The sequence below is a fragment of the Microbacterium sp. genome, assembly GCF_026393345.1.
Lineage (GTDB): Bacteria > Actinomycetota > Actinomycetes > Actinomycetales > Microbacteriaceae > Microbacterium.
The window spans coordinates 1-17,687 of the sequence record NZ_JAPLAI010000009.1 but is presented as its reverse complement, the minus strand read 5'-3'; the positions used below and the strand labels follow the sequence as shown (position 1 = coordinate 17,687).

19 protein-coding genes are annotated in these 17,687 nt (G+C 69.7%); 17 read left to right on the top strand and 2 right to left on the bottom strand.

Going from position 1 to position 17,687, the window contains the following annotated elements; genetic code table 11:
• The first annotated feature begins 33 nt into the window (after positions 1-33).
• From lepA to leuA, 13 genes are all read left to right on the top strand, one after another.
• Entirely contained in the window at positions 34-1,884 is a 1,851-nt protein-coding gene (gene lepA, locus NT132_RS00840; protein WP_297783354.1) for a translation elongation factor 4, read from the top strand.
• Between the two features lie 45 nt (positions 1,885-1,929).
• On the top strand, positions 1,930-2,571 hold the full coding sequence (locus NT132_RS00835) for a DUF1990 family protein (protein WP_297783351.1): 642 nt from the start codon (positions 1,930-1,932) through the stop codon (positions 2,569-2,571).
• Complete coding sequence (gene hemW / locus NT132_RS00830; RefSeq protein ID WP_297783348.1) at positions 2,571-3,788, top strand: radical SAM family heme chaperone HemW; 1,218 nt, start codon at positions 2,571-2,573, stop codon at positions 3,786-3,788. Before NT132_RS00835 ends, hemW begins: the two co-directional genes overlap by 1 nt.
• A 70-nt stretch (positions 3,789-3,858) precedes the next feature.
• Positions 3,859-4,899: a heat-inducible transcriptional repressor HrcA gene (gene hrcA / locus NT132_RS00825; RefSeq protein WP_297783345.1), complete on the top strand. Its 1,041-nt coding sequence runs from the start codon at positions 3,859-3,861 to the stop codon at positions 4,897-4,899.
• Between the two features lie 49 nt (positions 4,900-4,948).
• Complete coding sequence (dnaJ, locus tag NT132_RS00820) at positions 4,949-6,058, top strand: molecular chaperone DnaJ (protein ID WP_297783342.1); 1,110 nt, start codon at positions 4,949-4,951, stop codon at positions 6,056-6,058.
• Positions 6,059-6,061: 3 nt separating this feature from the next.
• Positions 6,062-6,799: a 16S rRNA (uracil(1498)-N(3))-methyltransferase gene (locus tag NT132_RS00815; protein ID WP_297783339.1), complete on the top strand. Its 738-nt coding sequence runs from the start codon at positions 6,062-6,064 to the stop codon at positions 6,797-6,799.
• Positions 6,800-6,842: 43 nt separating this feature from the next.
• On the top strand, positions 6,843-7,190 hold the full coding sequence (locus NT132_RS00810; RefSeq protein WP_297783336.1) for an HIT domain-containing protein: 348 nt from the start codon (positions 6,843-6,845) through the stop codon (positions 7,188-7,190).
• Positions 7,191-7,269: 79 nt separating this feature from the next.
• Positions 7,270-8,280 carry a PhoH family protein gene (locus NT132_RS00805; RefSeq protein ID WP_297783455.1) on the top strand — a complete coding sequence of 337 codons (1,011 nt, stop codon included), beginning with the start codon at positions 7,270-7,272 and terminating at the stop codon, positions 8,278-8,280.
• Entirely contained in the window at positions 8,277-8,750 is a 474-nt protein-coding gene (gene ybeY / locus NT132_RS00800) for an rRNA maturation RNase YbeY (RefSeq protein ID WP_297783332.1), read from the top strand. Before NT132_RS00805 ends, ybeY begins: the two co-directional genes overlap by 4 nt.
• Positions 8,747-10,057: a hemolysin family protein gene (locus NT132_RS00795; RefSeq protein ID WP_297783328.1), complete on the top strand. Its 1,311-nt coding sequence runs from the start codon at positions 8,747-8,749 to the stop codon at positions 10,055-10,057. The genes ybeY and NT132_RS00795 overlap by 4 nt, the downstream gene beginning before the upstream one ends.
• Positions 10,057-10,968 (top strand): GTPase Era, encoded by a 912-nt coding sequence (gene era, locus NT132_RS00790; protein WP_297783325.1) that lies wholly within the window; start codon positions 10,057-10,059, stop codon positions 10,966-10,968. Before NT132_RS00795 ends, era begins: the two co-directional genes overlap by 1 nt.
• A gap of 1 nt (position 10,969) precedes the next feature.
• Entirely contained in the window at positions 10,970-11,908 is a 939-nt protein-coding gene (locus NT132_RS00785; protein WP_297783322.1) for an NADP-dependent oxidoreductase, read from the top strand.
• 157 nt (positions 11,909-12,065) lie between these two features.
• The gene (gene leuA, locus NT132_RS00780) at positions 12,066-13,817 is read left to right on the top strand and encodes a 2-isopropylmalate synthase (protein ID WP_297783319.1); all 1,752 of its coding nucleotides are present in this window, start codon (positions 12,066-12,068) and stop codon (positions 13,815-13,817) included.
• A gap of 83 nt (positions 13,818-13,900) precedes the next feature.
• On the opposite strand, the gene NT132_RS00775 is transcribed toward leuA, so the two are convergent.
• The gene (locus tag NT132_RS00775; RefSeq protein ID WP_297783316.1) at positions 13,901-14,599 is read right to left on the bottom strand and encodes a TRIC cation channel family protein; all 699 of its coding nucleotides are present in this window, start codon (positions 14,597-14,599) and stop codon (positions 13,901-13,903) included.
• Between the two features lie 36 nt (positions 14,600-14,635).
• Here NT132_RS00775 and recO point away from each other — a divergent pair, with 36 nt between their 5' ends.
• The 3 genes from recO to NT132_RS00760 are packed head-to-tail and all read left to right on the top strand — an operon-like array spanning position 14,636 to position 16,891.
• Positions 14,636-15,364 (top strand): DNA repair protein RecO, encoded by a 729-nt coding sequence (gene recO, locus NT132_RS00770; protein WP_297783313.1) that lies wholly within the window; start codon positions 14,636-14,638, stop codon positions 15,362-15,364.
• Entirely contained in the window at positions 15,361-16,170 is an 810-nt protein-coding gene (locus tag NT132_RS00765; protein ID WP_297783310.1) for an isoprenyl transferase, read from the top strand. The genes recO and NT132_RS00765 overlap by 4 nt, the downstream gene beginning before the upstream one ends.
• A 28-nt stretch (positions 16,171-16,198) precedes the next feature.
• Positions 16,199-16,891 (top strand): DsbA family oxidoreductase, encoded by a 693-nt coding sequence (locus NT132_RS00760; protein WP_297783307.1) that lies wholly within the window; start codon positions 16,199-16,201, stop codon positions 16,889-16,891.
• Here NT132_RS00760 and NT132_RS00755 read toward each other — a convergent pair whose 3' ends face one another.
• Complete coding sequence (locus NT132_RS00755) at positions 16,892-17,395, bottom strand: glutathione peroxidase (RefSeq protein WP_297783304.1); 504 nt, start codon at positions 17,393-17,395, stop codon at positions 16,892-16,894.
• A 57-nt stretch (positions 17,396-17,452) separates the two neighbouring features.
• On the opposite strand from NT132_RS00755, the gene NT132_RS00750 reads away from it, so the two are divergent.
• The coding region (locus NT132_RS00750) for a tRNA-dihydrouridine synthase (RefSeq protein WP_297783301.1) at positions 17,453-17,687 on the top strand (235 nt) is incomplete at its 3' end.

Sequence of the window (17,687 nt, the reverse complement as noted above, 5' to 3'; positions counted from 1 at the left end):
TACGACCCCGCTCGCCCGTAGAATCGACGGAACATGTCACCGCGCGCACTCACGCCCCTCCAGCCGGCCGCTACGCCCCCGGAGCTCCTCCGCAACTTCTGCATCATCGCCCACATCGACCACGGCAAGTCGACGCTGGCCGACCGGATGCTGCAGATCACCGGAGTCGTCTCCGACCGCGACATGCGCGCCCAGTACCTGGACCGCATGGACATCGAGCGCGAGCGGGGCATTACGATCAAGAGCCAGGCGGTCCGGATGCCGTGGGCCACCGCTGACGGCACATTCGCCCTCAACATGATCGACACGCCCGGCCACGTCGACTTCACGTACGAGGTGAGCCGCTCCCTCGCCGCGTGCGAGGGAGCCGTGCTGCTGGTGGACGCCGCGCAGGGCATCGAGGCTCAGACGCTCGCGAACCTCTACCTGGCGCTCGAGAACGACCTGCACATCATCCCGGTGCTGAACAAGATCGATCTTCCTGCGGCCGACCCGGACAAGTTCGCCGCCGAGCTCGCCGGCCTCATCGGCGGCAAGCCGGAGGACGTCCTGCGCGTCAGCGGCAAGACCGGGGTTGGCGTGGAAGAGCTCCTCGACCGCATCGTGGAGCAGATCCCCGCGCCCAAGGGCGACCCGGATGCTCCGGCCCGCGCCATGATCTTCGACTCGGTGTACGACTCCTACCGCGGTGTCGTGACCTACGTGCGCATGATCGACGGGAAGCTGGAGCCGCGCGAGCGCATCCAGATGATGTCGACCAAAGCGACGCACGACCTGCTGGAGATCGGCACCTCGAACCCCGAACCCGTGCCTACCAAGGGGCTCGGCGTCGGCGAGGTCGGCTACCTCATCACCGGGGTGAAGGACGTCCGCCAATCGAAGGTCGGCGACACGATCACGACGCACCGCAAGCCCGCCACCGACGCGCTGCCGGGCTACACCGACCCGAAGCCGATGGTCTTCTCCGGCATCTACCCGATCGACGGCAGCGACTACGGCGACCTCCGTGAGGCGCTCGACAAGCTCAAGCTGTCCGATGCGTCCCTGCAGTACGAGCCGGAGACCTCCGTCGCGCTCGGCTTCGGCTTCCGCTGCGGGTTCCTCGGCCTCCTGCACCTCGAGATCATCACCGAGCGCCTCTCGCGCGAGTTCGATCTCGACCTCATCACCACGGCGCCGTCGGTGACCTACGAGGTCACCACCGACACCGGCGAGAAGATCTCGGTGACGAACCCGAGCGAGTACCCCGACGGCCGTGTCGCCGAGGTGTCGGAGCCGGTCGTGAAGGTCGGCATCCTCTGCCCGAAGGAATACGTCGGCACCGTGATGGAGCTCTGCCAGACCCGCCGCGGCAACCTGCTCGGCATGGACTACCTCAGCGAGGACCGGGTGGAACTGCGGTACACCATGCCGCTCGGTGAGATCGTGTTCGACTTCTTCGACCACCTGAAGAGCCGGACGCAGGGCTACGCGAGCCTCGACTACGAGCCCGCCGGCCAGCAGACCGCCGACCTCGTGAAGGTCGACATCCTGCTGCAGGGCGAGCCCGTCGACGCGTTCAGCTCGATCGTTCACCGCGAGAAGGCCTACGCCTACGGCACCATGATGACCGAACGGCTGCGGAAGCTCATCCCGCGCCAGCAGTTCGAGGTGCCCATCCAGGCCGCGATCGGTGCGCGCATCATCGCGCGCGAGAACATCCGCGCCATCCGCAAGGACGTGCTCGCCAAGTGCTACGGCGGTGACATCACCCGCAAGCGCAAGCTCCTCGAGAAGCAGAAGGAGGGCAAGAAGCGCATGAAGATGGTCGGCCGGGTGGAGGTCCCGCAGGAGGCGTTCATCGCCGCTCTCAGCGGTGACGTCGAAGGCAAGGACAAGAAGTGACGGGCGCCCGGGCGCGTCTGTCGACGACGCTTTAGGCTGGATCACATGCGCCGCGGGACCTTCAGGGACGAGACTGTCGACTATGCCGCCGTCGGCGCGACGCAGGCGCCCGATCTGCTGCAGTATCCGCCGGAGCGCAGCATCCCCTCGCACGAGTCGTGGAAGATCGGCAGCGGCGAGGCGCGCTTCCGCGCCGCCGGTGAAGCACTGCTGTCGTGGCGCGCGCAGCGCGACGCCGGGCTCGAGGTTCGGGACGTCCGTCCCGCATCCGGCCCCGCCTACACCGGCGTGAGCTTCGACGAGGAAGGGCAGCCGATCGCGCCGACCCGCCTCGAGGCCGACCAGCGCTACGACCAGGATGGCACCCCATTCGTCGGGGCCGGCACCACGATCCAGGTGCACGGCCGCGTCGCCGGCCAGCGGGCGGATGCGGAGCTGCGGGTCATCTTCGTGGTCGAGGAGAAGCGTCGCATCGGGTTCGCGCTCGGGACGGTCGGGGACTCCGTCGTCAGCGGCGAGGAATCGTTCATGGTCGACTGGTACGCCAACGACGAGGTGTGGTTCACGGTGCGTGCCTTCGACGCCCCCGCGTCGCTGCTGTACCGGGTCTTCCCGATCCTCACCAAGCGCCGCCGCTACAAGCTCACCCAGCGGTACCTGCGGGCGATCTCGCCCATGTACACCTGATGGCCCCGTCCGCACTCCCGCTCGGCGACCCGGTCCCCGCCGACGGCACCCTGCCGATCACGGCCGTGGATGCGGCGACCGATTTCGGCGTCTACGTGCACGTCCCGTTCTGCCGGGTGCGGTGCGGGTACTGCGACTTCAACACGTACACCGCGGAGGAGCTGCGGGGGAGCCGCCGCGACGACTACCCCGGGTCGGTGCGGCAGGAGATCGCCCTCGCCCGGGACGTGCTGGGCGGGCTCGGTCCGCTCCGCCCCGCGCAGACGGTGTTCTTCGGCGGCGGCACCCCCACGCTGCTCCCCGGTGATGCACTCGCCTCGATGCTCGACGACGTCCGTGACGCCTTCGGGATCGCCCCGGGCGCCGAGATCACGGTGGAGGCGAACCCCGACACGGTCACCGACGCCCTCGCCGAGCGCCTCGCCGCCGCCGGCGTCACGCGGCTGTCGATCGGGATGCAGTCCGCCGTCCCGGAGGTGCTTGCGACGCTCGACCGCACGCACCAGCCGGCGAACGTCGCCACCGCCGTGCAGGCCGCCCGCGCCGCAGGACTCGACGTGAGCGTCGATCTCATCTACGGCGCGCCGGGGGAGACGCTGGCGCAGTGGCGGGAGTCGGTCGAGACCGCACTCGCGCTCGGTACCGACCACCTCTCGGCGTATGCGCTGATCGTCGAGGACGGCACCCCGCTCGCCCGCCGCATCCGCCGGGGAGAGCTGCACGCGCCGTCCGACGACCTACAGGCCGACATGTACGAGCTCGTCGATGAGCTCGCCGCGGGCTCCGGACTCGACTGGTACGAGGTGTCGAACTGGGCCCGGGGCGACGCGCACCGCTCGCGGCACAACCTCGCGTACTGGCGTGGCACCGATTGGTGGGGCTTCGGTCCCGGTGCTCACAGTCACGTCGGCGGTGTCCGGTGGTGGAACGTCAAACATCCGGCCGCCTACGCGCAGCGGCTCGCCGCGGGGCAGTCGCCGGCGGCCGCGCGGGAGATCCCGGATGCGGAGGCGACCCAGCTCGAACGCGTGCTGCTGCGCTCCCGCATCCGCGAGGGCCTCGACCTCGGCGAACTCAGCATGGACGGTCGGGAGTCCGTGGCGGGCCTCATCGCCGACGGCCTGGTCGAGCCCGCGGCTGCCCTCCGCGGCCGCGTCGTGCTCACGCGCTCCGGACGACTCCTAGCTGACGCGGTCGTCCGCACCCTCACCGCCTGACGCACGCTCCCACCCGCCCGCGTTAGACTTGGCACTCCCAGGGATGGAGTGCCAGCCGGAAGGAGGGAACGTGGTTAGCGAACGCGGTCTCGAGGTGCTTCGTGCGATCGTGCAGGACTATGTGGCGACGCGCGAGCCCGTCGGCAGCAAATCGATCGTCGACCGGCATCAGTTCGGCGTGTCTGCGGCCACGATCCGCAACGACATGGCGTTGCTGGAGGACGAGGATCTCATCGCCGCGCCCCATACGTCGTCCGGCCGGGTGCCGACCGACAAGGGCTATCGCGTCTTCGTGAACCACCTCGCGGAACTCCGGCCGCTCAGTCCCGCCCAGCGGAACGCCATCACGTCGTTCCTCTCAGAGCCGGCGGATCTGGACGACCTGCTCAGTCGCACCGTGCGGGCACTCACCCAGCTCACCGGCCAGGTGGCGCTGGTGCAGTACCCGTCGTTCGAACGCGCGAACATCACGCACGTCGAACTCGTCCACCTCGGCGGTGCGCGCGCCGTCGTCATCCTCGTCACCGACACCGGCCGCGTCTCGCAGCGGATCGCGGCCGTCCCCGACGACCTGGACGAGACGGATGTCGCCACGCTCCGGGCGCGCGTGTCGGTGCTCGTCACCGGCCGGGCCGTTCGTGACAGCGCCACCGTGGTGACGCAGGCGCTCGCGTCGCTCCCGGAGGAGGGGCCGCGCGCCGATCAGGCGCTCCGCTCCGTGCTGCGGGTCGTGTCGGAGGAGCTGGAGGAGTTCCGTCAGGACCGGCTGGTCATGGCGGGAGCGGCGAACCTCGCCCGCAGCGAAGGCGACTTCCGTGGGAGCATCTTCCCGCTGCTCGAAGCCCTCGAGGAGCAGGTGACCCTGCTGCGCCTTGTGGACGAGATGGTGGCCGGTGAGCATGGGCTCGCCGCATCCATCGGCCGCGAGAACGAGCCGTTCGGGCTCGAAGAGGCATCCGTGGTCGCGAGCGACTACGACACCACCGGCGGCCGGGCACGCGTGGGCGTGCTGGGACCGGTGCGGATGGACTACCCGAGCAACTTCGGTGCGGTGCGGGCGGTCGCCCGGTACCTGAGCCGGTTGCTGGATGAGGACGAGCGCGCCCGGTGACGGGCGCGCACCGGATAATCCGCGCACGGCGCGGACAGGAAAGGCAAGAGTGGCTGACCACTACGAGGTCCTCGGTGTGTCGCGGGAAGCGACCCCGGACGAGATCAAGAAGGCATACCGGCGGCTGGCGCGGGAGCTCCACCCCGACGTGAACCCGGGGGCGGACGCCTCCGAGCGCTTCAAACTGGTCACGCACGCCTACGACGTGCTGAGCGACCCGGAGCAGCGCCGTCGCTACGACATGGGCGACTCCGGCGGCTCCTTCGGCGGCGCCGGCTTCGGCGGCTTCGGCGACATCTTCGATACGTTCTTCGGCGGTGGTGGCGGCGGGCAGCGGAACCGCCCGCGGTCCCGTCGCGAGCGCGGCCAAGACGCCCTCGTGCGTGTCACCCTCGGTCTCGGCGACGTCGTGTTCGGCGTGCACCGCGACCTCGAGGTCGACACTGCAGTGCTCTGTGAGACGTGCCAGGGCGGATGCTGTCAGCCGGGCACCGCGCCGGTCACCTGCGACATCTGCCACGGCACCGGCAACGTGCAGCGCACCGTCCGGAGTCTCATCGGCAACGTCGTGACGAGCCAGCCGTGCACCGCCTGCCAGGGGTACGGCACCACCATCCCGTACCCGTGCGCCACCTGCCACGGTCAGGGCCGCGTCCGCGCCCGCCGCACCGTGTCGGTCGACATCCCGGCCGGCGTCGAGACCGGGCTGCGCCTGCAGCTCCCCGGCTCCGGCGAGGTCGGTCAGGCAGGCGGCCCCTCCGGCGACCTGTACCTGGAGATCACGGTCGAGCCCCACGAGGTGTTCAGCCGCGACGGCGACGACCTGCTCGCGACCCTCGACGTGTCCATGAGCGACGCGATCCTCGGCACCAGCACGCAGATCGAGGCCCTGGACGGCCCGGTGGATCTCGAGATCCGGCCGGGGGTCCAGGCCGGTGACGTGCTGACCATCAAGGGCCGTGGCATCACACCGCTCCGCGGCTCGCAGCGCGGCGACCTGCGCGTCGGCGTGCACGTGGTGACGCCCACGAAGCTCGACGGCAAGGAACGCGCCCTCATCGAGGAGTTCGCCAAGCGCACCAAGGCTCCCGCGCCGCACCTGGCCGCATACCAGCAGGGGCTGTTCGCGAAGCTCCGGGACCGCTTCCGGAACGGCTGATCCGTGCCGTTGCACTTCGTCGACCCCACGGCCGGCGCCCTGCAGCCCGGGGAACTCCTCGTGCTCACCGGCGCCGAGGCGCACCACGCCGCCGTCGTCCGCCGCATCCGCGTCGGCGAGGAGGTCACGGTCGGCGACGGCGCCGGTACTTGGCTCACCGGGACGTGCGAGAGCGCCTCGTCGCGCGAGGTCGAGGTCCGCGTCACCGGGCGTCGTGACGTGCCGGCCTCGTCCCCGCGGCTCGTGCTCGTGCAGGCGCTGGCCAAGGGTGATCGCGACGAGCTCGCGGTGCAGGCCGCGACCGAGCTCGGGGTGGACGAGATCGTCCCGTGGCAGGCGGCGCGTAGCGTCTCCCGCTGGGAGGGCATGAAAGCTGAGAAGGGCCGTGCCCGGTGGGAGGCCATCGTGCGCGAGGCCGCGAAGCAGGCGCACCGGCCGTGGATCCCGCAGGTGTCCGGTCTCACCCGCACGGCACAGCTCGCCGAGCGCGCCGCATCCGCGCTGGTCGTCGTGCTCGAGCCGTCGGCCGAGGAGGCACTCACCGGTCTTGCGGCGCAGGTGCGCGATGCGGACGAGATCGTGCTGGTCGTCGGCCCGGAGGGCGGCATCGCCACCGAAGAGCTGCAGGCGCTGCAGTCGGCCGGGGCGCGGATCGCGCGGCTCGGTACCGAGGTGCTGCGCACCTCCACGGCGGGACCGGCGGCCCTCGCCGCCGTCGCCGTGGCGCTCGGCCGCTGGTGACGCGCCCCGCCGCGCCCGACCCGGCCTCGATAGACTGAAGGATATGAGCGAGCCCTCCGTTTTCACGCGCATCCTGCAGGGCGACATCCCGTCCGAGATCATTGCCGAGACCGACCGCGTCTTCGCCATCCGCGACATCGCGCCGAGGGCGCCGGTGCACCTGCTGGTGATCCCCAAGACCGAGCAGTACCGGGATGTGGTCGACCTCGCTGCAGGCGACCCGTCGCTGCTGGCCGAGATGACGGACCTCGCCGCCCGGCTCGCCGACGAGCACGCGGACGGCGACTTCCGCCTGATCTTCAACCGCGGCGCCGGCGCTGGCCAGACCGTCTTCCACGTGCACGCGCACGTGCTCGCCGGTGGACTCGACGAGGGGAGCCTCGGTGACTGACGCGCCGCGGGAACCCGGCGCCGGCGACGCCCCCGTGCCGGAGGAAGCCGTCGTCCGGCTGTTCGCCGACGGGATCGCGATGGTCCGGCTCCTCGGCCCGGGCGACCGGCTGCTGCGGGTCGTCGAGCACGAACACCCGGACGTCGACGTCCTGGTGCGCGGAAACGAGATCACCCTCAGCGGGCCACCGATCGCGGTCGCGGCCGCGCGCCGGCTCGTCGAGGAGATGCTCGAGATGACCCGCACCGGGGTCGACCTCGGTCCGGGCGAGGTGCGCTCGTCGCAGCGGATCCTCGACACCGACGGCGGGATGCGGCCTTCCGAGGTGCTGACCGAGCCCATCCTGTCCTCCCGCGGACGGGTCATCCGGCCGAAGACCCTCGGACAGCGGGAGTACGTCGACGCGATCGACGAGAACACCATCGTGTTCGGCATCGGGCCGGCCGGGACCGGCAAGACCTACCTGGCGATGGCGAAGGCCGTTCAGGCGCTGCAGCGCAAAGAGGTCAGCCGCATCATCCTCAGCCGCCCCGCGATCGAAGCCGGCGAACGACTCGGCTTCCTGCCCGGCAGCCTCACCGACAAGATCGACCCATACCTGCGGCCGCTCTATGACGCGCTCAACGAGATGCTCGATCCCGAACTCGTGCCGAAGCTCATGGCGACCGGCACGATCGAGGTGGCACCGCTGGCGTACATGCGCGGTCGCACCCTCAACGATTCGTTCGTCGTGCTGGACGAGGCGCAGAACACGACGCCGGAGCAGATGAAGATGTTCCTCACGCGCCTCGGCTTCGGCACGAAGATGGTCGTCACCGGCGACATCACGCAGGTCGACCTGCCGCAGGGGTCCTCGGGGCTGCGCCTGGTCACCCGCGTCCTGAAGGACATCGACGACATCCACTTCTCCACCCTCACCAGCGCCGACGTCGTGCGGCACTCCCTGGTGGGCCGCATCGTCGACGCGTACACCGAGTACGACGAGCAGCGGCTCTCTGCCCGGCGAGAGCGCGAAGAGGCCAACGAATTCGCGAACCGCGCGGAGCGCCGCGGCGCCCGCGACCGGCAGATCAAACGAGGACGCCCATGACGATCGAGATCACCAACGAGTCCGGCGTCGAGATCGACGAGACGGTGATCCTGCGGCTGATGGAGAGCAACCTCAGCGAACTGCGTGTCAGCCCGGATGCGGATGTCGCGATCCTCCTCGTCGACGAGGGCGCGATGGAGTCCCTCCACGTGCAGTGGATGGACGAGCCCGGCCCCACCGACGTGCTCAGCTTCCCCATGGACGAGCTGCGCCCCGGCACCGAGGACGCCCCCACGCCGCCGGGCCTGCTCGGGGACATCGTGCTGTGCCCGCAGGTGGCGCAGGTGCAGGCCGCCCAGGCGAGCCCGCCGCATCCGATGATCGACGAACTCGTCATGCTGACCACCCACGGTCTGCTGCACCTGCTCGGCTTCGACCACGCCGAACCCGACGACGCCAAGGAGATGTTCGGCCTGCAGCGCGACCTCATCGTGTCGTTCACGCTGGCCGAGCGACGCCGTACCCGATGACCGCCGTCCTGCTGATCTTCGCCGCTGTCCTGCTCGTCGCCTTCGGCGGCCTGATGGCCGCGATCGACGCAGCGCTCGGGGTGACGTCGCGGCAGGACCTCGCGGAACTCGCGGAGGGTGGCCGCAACGCGGATGCGCTGCGCCGCATCGCCGCCGACCCCGACGCGCACGCGAACGCCGTCGCCTTCATGCGCGTGTTCACCGAGACCGGTGCCGCCGTGCTCGTCACGGCAGCCTTCATGCTGCTGCTGGACAGCATCTGGTGGGCGCTGCTGGCCGCCGTGGTGCTCATGACCGCCATTTCGTTCGTGCTCGTCGGGTCGAGCCCGCGCGCGTTCGGACGCAAGAACGCCCAGGGGCTCCTCCGCGGCGCCGCTCCCGTCATCCGGGGGATCCGCATCTCACTCGGTCCGCTCGCCCATGCGCTCGTCGCGCTGAGCAGCCGGGTCACCCCGGGCGGTGCCCGCGCCTCCTCCTTCGACACCGAGGAGCAGCTGCTCAGCATGCTCGACGAGGCCGCCATGCAGGACCTCATCGAAGAGGACGATCGCGAACTCATCCACTCCGTGTTCGAGTTCACCGACACGTACGTGCGCCAGGTGATGATCCCGCGCACCGACATGGTCGTGGTCGACTCCGACGCGACCGCGAGCGACACGCTCAGCCTCTTCCTCGACAAGGGCGTCTCCCGGATGCCGCTGATGTCCGAGGACGGCGAAGAGGTCGAGGGCATCCTCTACCTGAAGGACCTGGTCCAGTTCGCCTTCCGGAACGAGACCGCGTGGGCGCACCTGCCCGCGGCCCGCATCGCACGCCCCGCCGTCTTCGTACCCGAGTCGATGCGCGCGGAATCCCTGTTGCAGCAGATGAAGCGCGACGCCGTGCACGTGTGCATGGTCGTTGACGAGTACGGCGGAATCGCCGGGCTCGTCACCCTGGAGGACCTCATCGAGGAGCTCGTCGGCGAGATCGCCGATGAGTACGACCCGCGCAGCACCGAGGTCGTGGAGCTGGAACCCGGCCGCTACCGCGTCAGCGCCCGCCTCGGTCTCGATGAGGTCGGCGACCTGTTCGGCCTGGAACTGGACGACGACGACGTCGACTCCGTCGGCGGCGTGCTCGGCAAGGTGCTCGGCCGCGTGCCGCAGCCCGGCGACACCGTGGAGTACGAGGGGCTGACGCTCACCGGGGCGACCTCCCGCGGCCGCGGCAAGGGACTGGCGACCGTGTTCGTCGAACGCCAGCCCGTGCCCGAAGAACCTGTTTCGACCCGAACCGGAGAGATCCGCATCCGAAAGGGCGAGTGATGACCGCATCCGACCAGACCGACTTCCGCTGTGGATTCGTGACCTTCGTGGGCCGCCCCAACGTGGGCAAGTCCACTCTCATGAACGCCCTCGTGGGTGAGAAGATCGCTATCACGAGCGAGAAGCCGCAGACCACGCGTCGCGCCATCCGCGGCATCGTGAACCGCCCTGGCGGCCAGCTCATCGTCGTCGACACACCCGGCATCCACCGCCCGCGCACGCTCCTGGGCCAGCGCCTCAACGACCTCGTCGACAACGTGCTCGGCGACGTCGATGTCATCGCCTTCTGCGCGCCGGCCACCGAGCAGGTCGGCCCGGGCGACCGGCGGATCGCCGAGTCGCTGGACGGATTCGCGCGGGCGAAGAAGATCGCCCTCATCACCAAGACGGATGCGGCCACCCGAGAGCAGATCACCGAACGGCTCCTGGAGGTCGACGCGCTGCGGGAGGACTGGACCGCGGTGATCCCGCTGTCCGCCCTCGCCGGCGGAGAGCAGCTTGAGGTGCTCACCGACGAGGTGCTGAGCCTGCTGCCGCCCTCGCCGGCGCTGTATCCGACCGATATCGCCACCGACGAGTCCCTGGAGGACCGCATCGCGGAGATCATTCGTGAGGCTGCACTGGAAGGGGTGCGCGACGAACTGCCGCACTCCATCGCGGTGACGGTCGACGACATGGCCCCCCGGGAGGACGGCGAAATCACCGACATCCACGCCAGCGTCGTGGTCGAGCGTGATAGCCAGAAGGGCATCATCATCGGACACCGCGGGGCTCGGCTGCGTGATGTGGGCACTCGAGCCCGGGCGCAGATCGAGCCGCTCGTCGGCACCAGGGTGTTCCTGAAGCTGCATGTGCGCATCGCCAAGGAATGGCAGCGCGACCCGAAGCAGCTGGGACGTCTGGGGTTCTGACATGGCGCGGCAGTGGCTCGCGACCGCATGGGGGAGCCCGGAGGGCTGGAGTTTCGTCGAGCGGGACGTGCCGGCGCCCGGGCCCGGTGAGGTCACGATCCGCGTGCGTGCCGCCGGGGTGAACCCCGCCGACGGGAAGCACACCGCGGCGCCCCGTCCCGGGCTGACCCTTCCCGTCCCGATCGGCTACGAAGTATCGGGGGAGCTCACCGCGGTCGGGCCCGACACGGTCATCGGTTCGGGCGCGGCGAAGGTCGGCGACGAGGTGCTCGCGTTCCGGGTGCAGGGCGGGTATGCGACCGAGCTCACCGTTCCGGCCGAGAAAGTGTTCGCGAAACCCGGGACCCTCAGCCACGAGGCGGCGGCGAACCTGTTGCTCGCCGGCGCCACGGCGGCGGAGATGCTCGAGGTCACCGGTGCCCGCTCGGGCGAGACGATCCTGCTGCACGGCGCCTCCGGTGCGGTGGGCGTGAGCGTGCTGCAGCAGGCGGCCCTCCTCGGCGTGCGCGTGATCGGCACCGCGAGCGAACACGGAGCCGACCGCGTGCGCCGCTACGGTGGCATCCCGGTCCGGTACGGCGACGGCCTCGCAGACCGGGTCGGCGAGGCGGCGGGCGGTGCCCCGATCGCGGCCGCACTGGACGCGGTCGGCACCGCGGAAGCCGTCGACGTGTCGCTCGAGCTCGTCCCGGACCGCGCCCGCATCGTCACCATCGTCGCGCCGCAACAGGCGCAGGAGCACGGCTTCACCGCGATCGGTGGGACGATGCCCGGGAGCGCGGCGTTCCGCGACCGCATCCGTGGCCACCTCATCGATCTCGCCGGCCAAGGCCTCCTCGAGGTGCCGGTCGCCCGGACCTTCCCGCTCTCCGAGGCGCCCGCGGCCTTCCGGCTCGTGCTGTCCGGTCACCCCGGTGGCAAGGTCGCCCTGATCCCCTGAACGCTCGCTTTCGGAGCACTCCCGCTCCGGGTGTAGCCTGAAGGCATGCGCTACGGCCAGCTCCTTCTTAGCTGCCGCGACGAGGCCTCGTTCTAGGGCCTTCCTCGTCGCGGAGCTTCGTGTTGGCCCCCCTCATCTGACGAGAGAACGCGACATCATGAAGAACACCCAGAAGCCGTCGACCATGCCGACGCACAAGTACCGCCCCTACCACGAGCAGATCCGCGTGGACATGCCCGACCGTACCTGGCCGGACAAGCGCATCACGGTTGCCCCCCGCTGGTGCGCCGTCGACCTGCGCGATGGCAACCAGGCCCTCATCGATCCGATGAGCCCCGAGCGCAAGCGGGTCATGTTCGACCTGTTGGTGCGCATGGGCTACAAGGAGATCGAGGTCGGATTCCCCTCGGCGAGCCAGACCGACTTCGACTTCGTCCGCGAGCTGATCGAGCAGGACCTCATCCCCGAGGACGTCACGATCCAGGTGCTGACGCAGGCGCGCGAGCACCTCATCGAGCGCACCTACGAGTCGATCCGTGGCGCGAAGCAGGCCATCGTGCACCTGTACAACTCGACCAGCATCCTGCAGCGCGAGGTCGTGTTCCGCACCGACAAGCAGGGCATCATCGACATCGCCCTGGAGGGCGCGCGGCTGTGCCGTGAGTTCGAGAAGCGCATCCCCGAGACGACGGTCTACTACGAGTACTCGCCGGAGAGCTACACCGGCACCGAGCTCGAGTTCGCCGCGGACGTGTGCAACCAGGTGCTCGACGTGCTGGAGCCGACCCCGGAGCGGAAGGTCATCATCAACCTGCCCGCGACGGTGGAGATGGCCACCCCGAACGTGTACGCCGACTCCATCGAATGGATGAACCGGCACCTGAAGTACCGCGAGAACGTGCTGCTGTCGCTGCACCCGCACAACGACCGCGGCACCGCGATCGCCGCGGCCGAGCTCGGCTACCTGGCCGGCGCCGACCGCATCGAGGGATGCCTCTTCGGCAACGGTGAGCGCACCGGCAACGTCGACCTGGTCGCACTTGGCATCAACATGCTGACGCATCCCCAGATCGACTTCAGCGACATCGACCAGGTCAAGCGCACGGTCGAGTACTGCAACCAGCTGCCGGTGCCCGAGCGGAGCCCGTGGGCCGGTGACCTCGTGTTCACCGCGTTCAGCGGGTCGCACCAGGACGCCATCAAGAAGGGCTTCGAGGCGATGGCCGACCGCGCCGCCGCCGAGGGCAAGACCGTCGACGACATCGAGTGGGCCGTGCCGTACCTGCCCATCGACCCGAAGGACCTCGGCCGCTCGTACGAGGCCGTCATTCGCGTCAACTCGCAGTCCGGCAAGGGCGGCGTCGCGTACCTGCTGAAGACGGACCACGCGATCGATCTGCCGCGGAAGCTCCAGATCGAGTTCTCCGGGGTCGTGCAGGCCAAGACCGACGCCGAGGGTGGCGAGGTCACGAGCGACGAGATCTGGCGGATCTTCGCGGACGAGTACCTGCCCTCATCCGCCGCCGACGCCCGCTGGGGCCGGTTCGAGCTGCTGGGCACCCGCACCGCGAGCGATCTGGGCGGCGACGTGCGGCTGGACGTCACCCTCCGCGACGGTGAGGACCGCTACGAGGCGTCCGGCTCCGGGAACGGTCCGGTCGCTGCGTTCCTCGAGGTCGTCCGCGCGCAGGGCTTCGACGTCACGCTGTACGACTACGTCGAGCACGCCATGAGCTCCGGCGGCGACGCGCAGGCCGCGGCCTACGTCGAGCTGCAGGTCGACGGCGAACGCCTCTGGGGCGTCGGCATCGACGGTGACATCTCCACCGCATCCCTCAAGGCGATCGTGTCGGGCGTGAACCGCGCGATCCGCACGCGCGAGCGCTCCTCGGAGCTCACCGCCGTCTGAGGTCCCCTCACCGCGAAACTGCTTCTGGGCGCCGAGACAGCGGGGTAACCCCGCAGTTTCGGCGCCCAGAAGCAGTCTCGGCGTCAGCGGTCGGCGGAGGGGCGGACGATCGGAATCGCGGCGGTCTCGACGGCGACCTTGCGCCGGTACAGCATCCGCTGCTCCGGCAGTGAGACGTCGAAGACGACGGCCAGGATGCGGAGGATCGTGGTGACGGAGACCCCGGCGACCGCCGCCACGGTGATGTTCACCCCGAACAGGCTCAGCACGCCGAGCACCGCGCAGCCGGCGCCCGCGGCCACCGCGTAGAGCGACCCGACGTGCATGATCGCGACCGGCAGCCCCATGAACACGTCGCGGAGGATGCCACCGCCCACGGCCGAGCACACCCCGACGAAGATCGCGGGCACGAGCGGCAGTCCCACCGCGAGCGCCTTGCTCGTCCCGAAGGCGCCGAACAGGCCGATCACGAGCGCGTCCAGGCCGACGATCACGCCATTGAGCCGCTGGAAAAGCCCCGCCAGCAGCATCCCGACGAGGGCCGCCGCGGTCGCGGTCACCAGATACCAGTTGTTGTGCAGCGTGGTGGGGGACAGGCCCAGGAGCAGGTCGCGGATGAGCCCGCCACCCATGCCCATGACGATGCCGATGATCGCGACACCGAGGAAATCGAGCCGCCGTTGACCGCGGAAACCGGACGCGAACAGCGCCCCCTGCACCCCGCCGAGGGCGACGGCGATCAGATCGGCCCATAGCGGTATCACGAAGAGCGGCTCGGTCACCCGTCCATTGTCAGCCATGGGCGGGATAATCGAGGTGTGCCCACTTATCGCGACGAGGTCGTAGTCCTCCGCACCCACAAGCTGGGTGAGGCCGACCGCATCGTGACCATGCTGGGCCGGCGCCACGGCAAGATCCGCGCCGTCGCCAAGGGGGTCCGTCGTACCTCGTCCCGGCTCGGCGCGCGCCTCGAACCGTTCATGGTCGCCGACGCGCAGTTCTACATCGGCCGGAACCTCGACATCGTGCAGCAGGCCGAATCACTCGGCACCTACGGGGCCGACATCGCCGCCGACTACGATCGGTACACCGCCGCCAGCGCCATGGTCGAGACCGCGGACCGGCTGGCGGATGCGGAAGCCAGCGCCCACCACTACTTCCTGCTCGTCGGCGGCCTTCGCGCCCTCGCCCAGGGCGCCCACGGCTCACGCAGCATCCTCGACTCGTACCTGCTGCGCGCGCTCGCGCTGTCCGGCTGGGCGCCGGGACTCGACGCGTGCGCTCGCTGCGGCGCCCTAGGCCCACACCGGTGGTTTCTCGCGCAGTCCGGCGGCGCCGTGTGCGACTCCTGCGCGCCGGCCGGCGCCGCAAGGATCGAATCCGACACGACCGCGCTGCTGCGCGCACTGCTGGCAGGAGAGTGGGACACGGTGGATGCCGCATCCACCCGATCCGCCGCGAGCGCGTCCGGCCTCGTCGCCGCTTACGCACAGTTCCACCTCGAGCGCGGCATCCGTTCCCTGTCCCAGATGGAGCACACCCGGTGAGTCCCCGCCCCTTCACGCACAAGGATGCGGTGCCGTACCGCCCGGTCGACTGGACCGCCGAATACCCGCCCGCTTTCCCGAAGGTGCCGAAGCACGTCGCGATCGTCATGGACGGCAACGGCCGCTGGGCCAACCGCCAGGGTCTTACCCGGGTCGAGGGGCACAAGGCCGGCGAGGCCGCGCTCCTCGACGTCGTCGCCGGGGCTATCCAGGCCGGAGTGACGCATCTGAGCGTGTACGCGTTCTCGACGGAGAACTGGAACCGCTCGCCCGACGAGGTGCGTTTCCTCATGGGGTTCAACCGTGACGTGCTGCACCGCCGCCGCGACCAGCTCAACGAGTGGGGCGTGCGGGTGCGCTGGGCGGGACGGAAGCCCCGGCTGTGGGGCTCGGTCATCACCGAGCTGCAGTTCGCCGAACAGCTCACCCGCGACAACAACGTGCTCACCCTCACGATGTGCGTGAACTACGGCGGCCGGGTCGAGATCGTGGACGCCGTGCGCTCGATCGCCGACGACGTCGCCGCCGGAAGACTCCGCCCCTCCGCCGTCACCGAGAAGCTGCTGGCGCGACGCATGTACCAGCCCGACATGCCGGACGTCGACCTGTTCGTCCGCTCCAGCGGCGAGCAGCGCACCTCGAACTTCCTGCTGTGGGAGTCCGCGTACGCCGAGTACGTGTTCCTCGACACGCTGTGGCCGGACTTCTCCCGGCGCGACCTGTGGCACGCGATAGAGCTGTACCAGGACCGCGACCGGCGGTTCGGCGGGGCGGTCGACGCACCGGATGCGACCACGTCGGAATAGTCGCTCCCGGGAGCCGGTTGTCACCCACATGACCGACCCCATCAAGATCGACGTGTGGAGCGATGTGGTGTGCCCCTGGTGCTACATCGGGAAGCGCAACCTCGAGACCGGCCTGGCCGAAGCAGCACAGGACGACGACGCGCCCGACGTGGTCGTCACCTTCCATTCGTATGAGCTCTCCCCGGACACCCCCACCGATTACGTGGGCACCGAGCGTGACTACCTGGTGGAGAACAAGGGGATGCCGGCGGCGGATGTCGAGCAGATGCTCGCGCACGTCACCGGCGTCGCCGCGCAGGCGGGCCTGCACTACGACTTCAGCATGGTGAAGCCGACCGGCACGGTGAAGGCGCACGAGCTGCTGCACTTCGCGAAGGACCAGGGGCGCCAGCACGAGATGAAGGAACGGCTCCTCGCCGCCCACTTCACCGAGGGTCGCCACGTCGGGCAGCTCGACGAGCTCGTCGCCCTCGCGGGCGAGGTCGGACTGGATGAGGCCGCGACACGGGAGGCGCTCGAGTCGGAGCGGTACCTCGCGGCGGTCCGGACGGACCAGAAGCAGGCGAGCGCCTACGGGATCAGCGGCGTGCCCTTCTTCGTCATCGACGGCAAGTACGGCGTCAGCGGCGCGCAGCCCCCGGCCGCCTTCACGCAGATCGTGCGACAGATCTGGGCGGAGCGCTCGAGCGAGACCGAAGAGCTCGAGGTCGAGTCGGCCTGATCAGGCAGGCAGCGCCGCTTCGATCACACTCACGATGGCCGGGTCATTGGGCTTCGTCTGCGGACGGAACCGGTGCACCCGGCCTTCCGGCGTGACGACGAACTTCTCGAAGTTCCACATGACGGGGCCGGAAGCGCCCTCGGGGTTCTTCGTCTTCTTCAGCGCCTTGTAGAGCGGGGCGGCGTGCGATCCGTTGACGCGGATCTTGTCCAGGATGGGGAACGTGACCCCCCACGTCATCGAGCAGTACTCCTGGATCTCCTCCATCGACCCCGGCTCCTGCCCCATGAACTGGTTGCAGGGGAATCCGAGGACCGTGAAGCCGCGGTCTCCATAGGTGCGCTGCAGCTCTTCGAGCTGCTCGTACTGCGGCGCAAGGCCGCACTTGGAGGCGACGTTCACCACGAGCACGACCTTGCCGGCATAATCCGCCAAGGATGCGGGCTCTCCCTCCGCGGTGAGGAAGGTGATCTCTCGCAGGTCGACGGTGGAATCCACGCTCATGTGCCCAGGCTAACCCTCGGCCGCACCCTCGGGGTCGCGGTCTGGGAGAATAGACGGGTGACTGCCACTCTCGCCCCGGACCGCGCCCTCCGCATCGGACCGATCGTCGTCGACGTCCCCGTCGTCCTCGCGCCCATGGCGGGTATCACCAACACCGCGTTCCGGCGCCTGTGCCGCGAGTACGGCGCCGGACTCTACGTGAGCGAGATGATCACGTCGCGCGCCCTGGTGGAGCGGAACGCGACCACGATGCGCCTGATCCAGCACCACGAGTCGGAGACGCCGCGCTCGA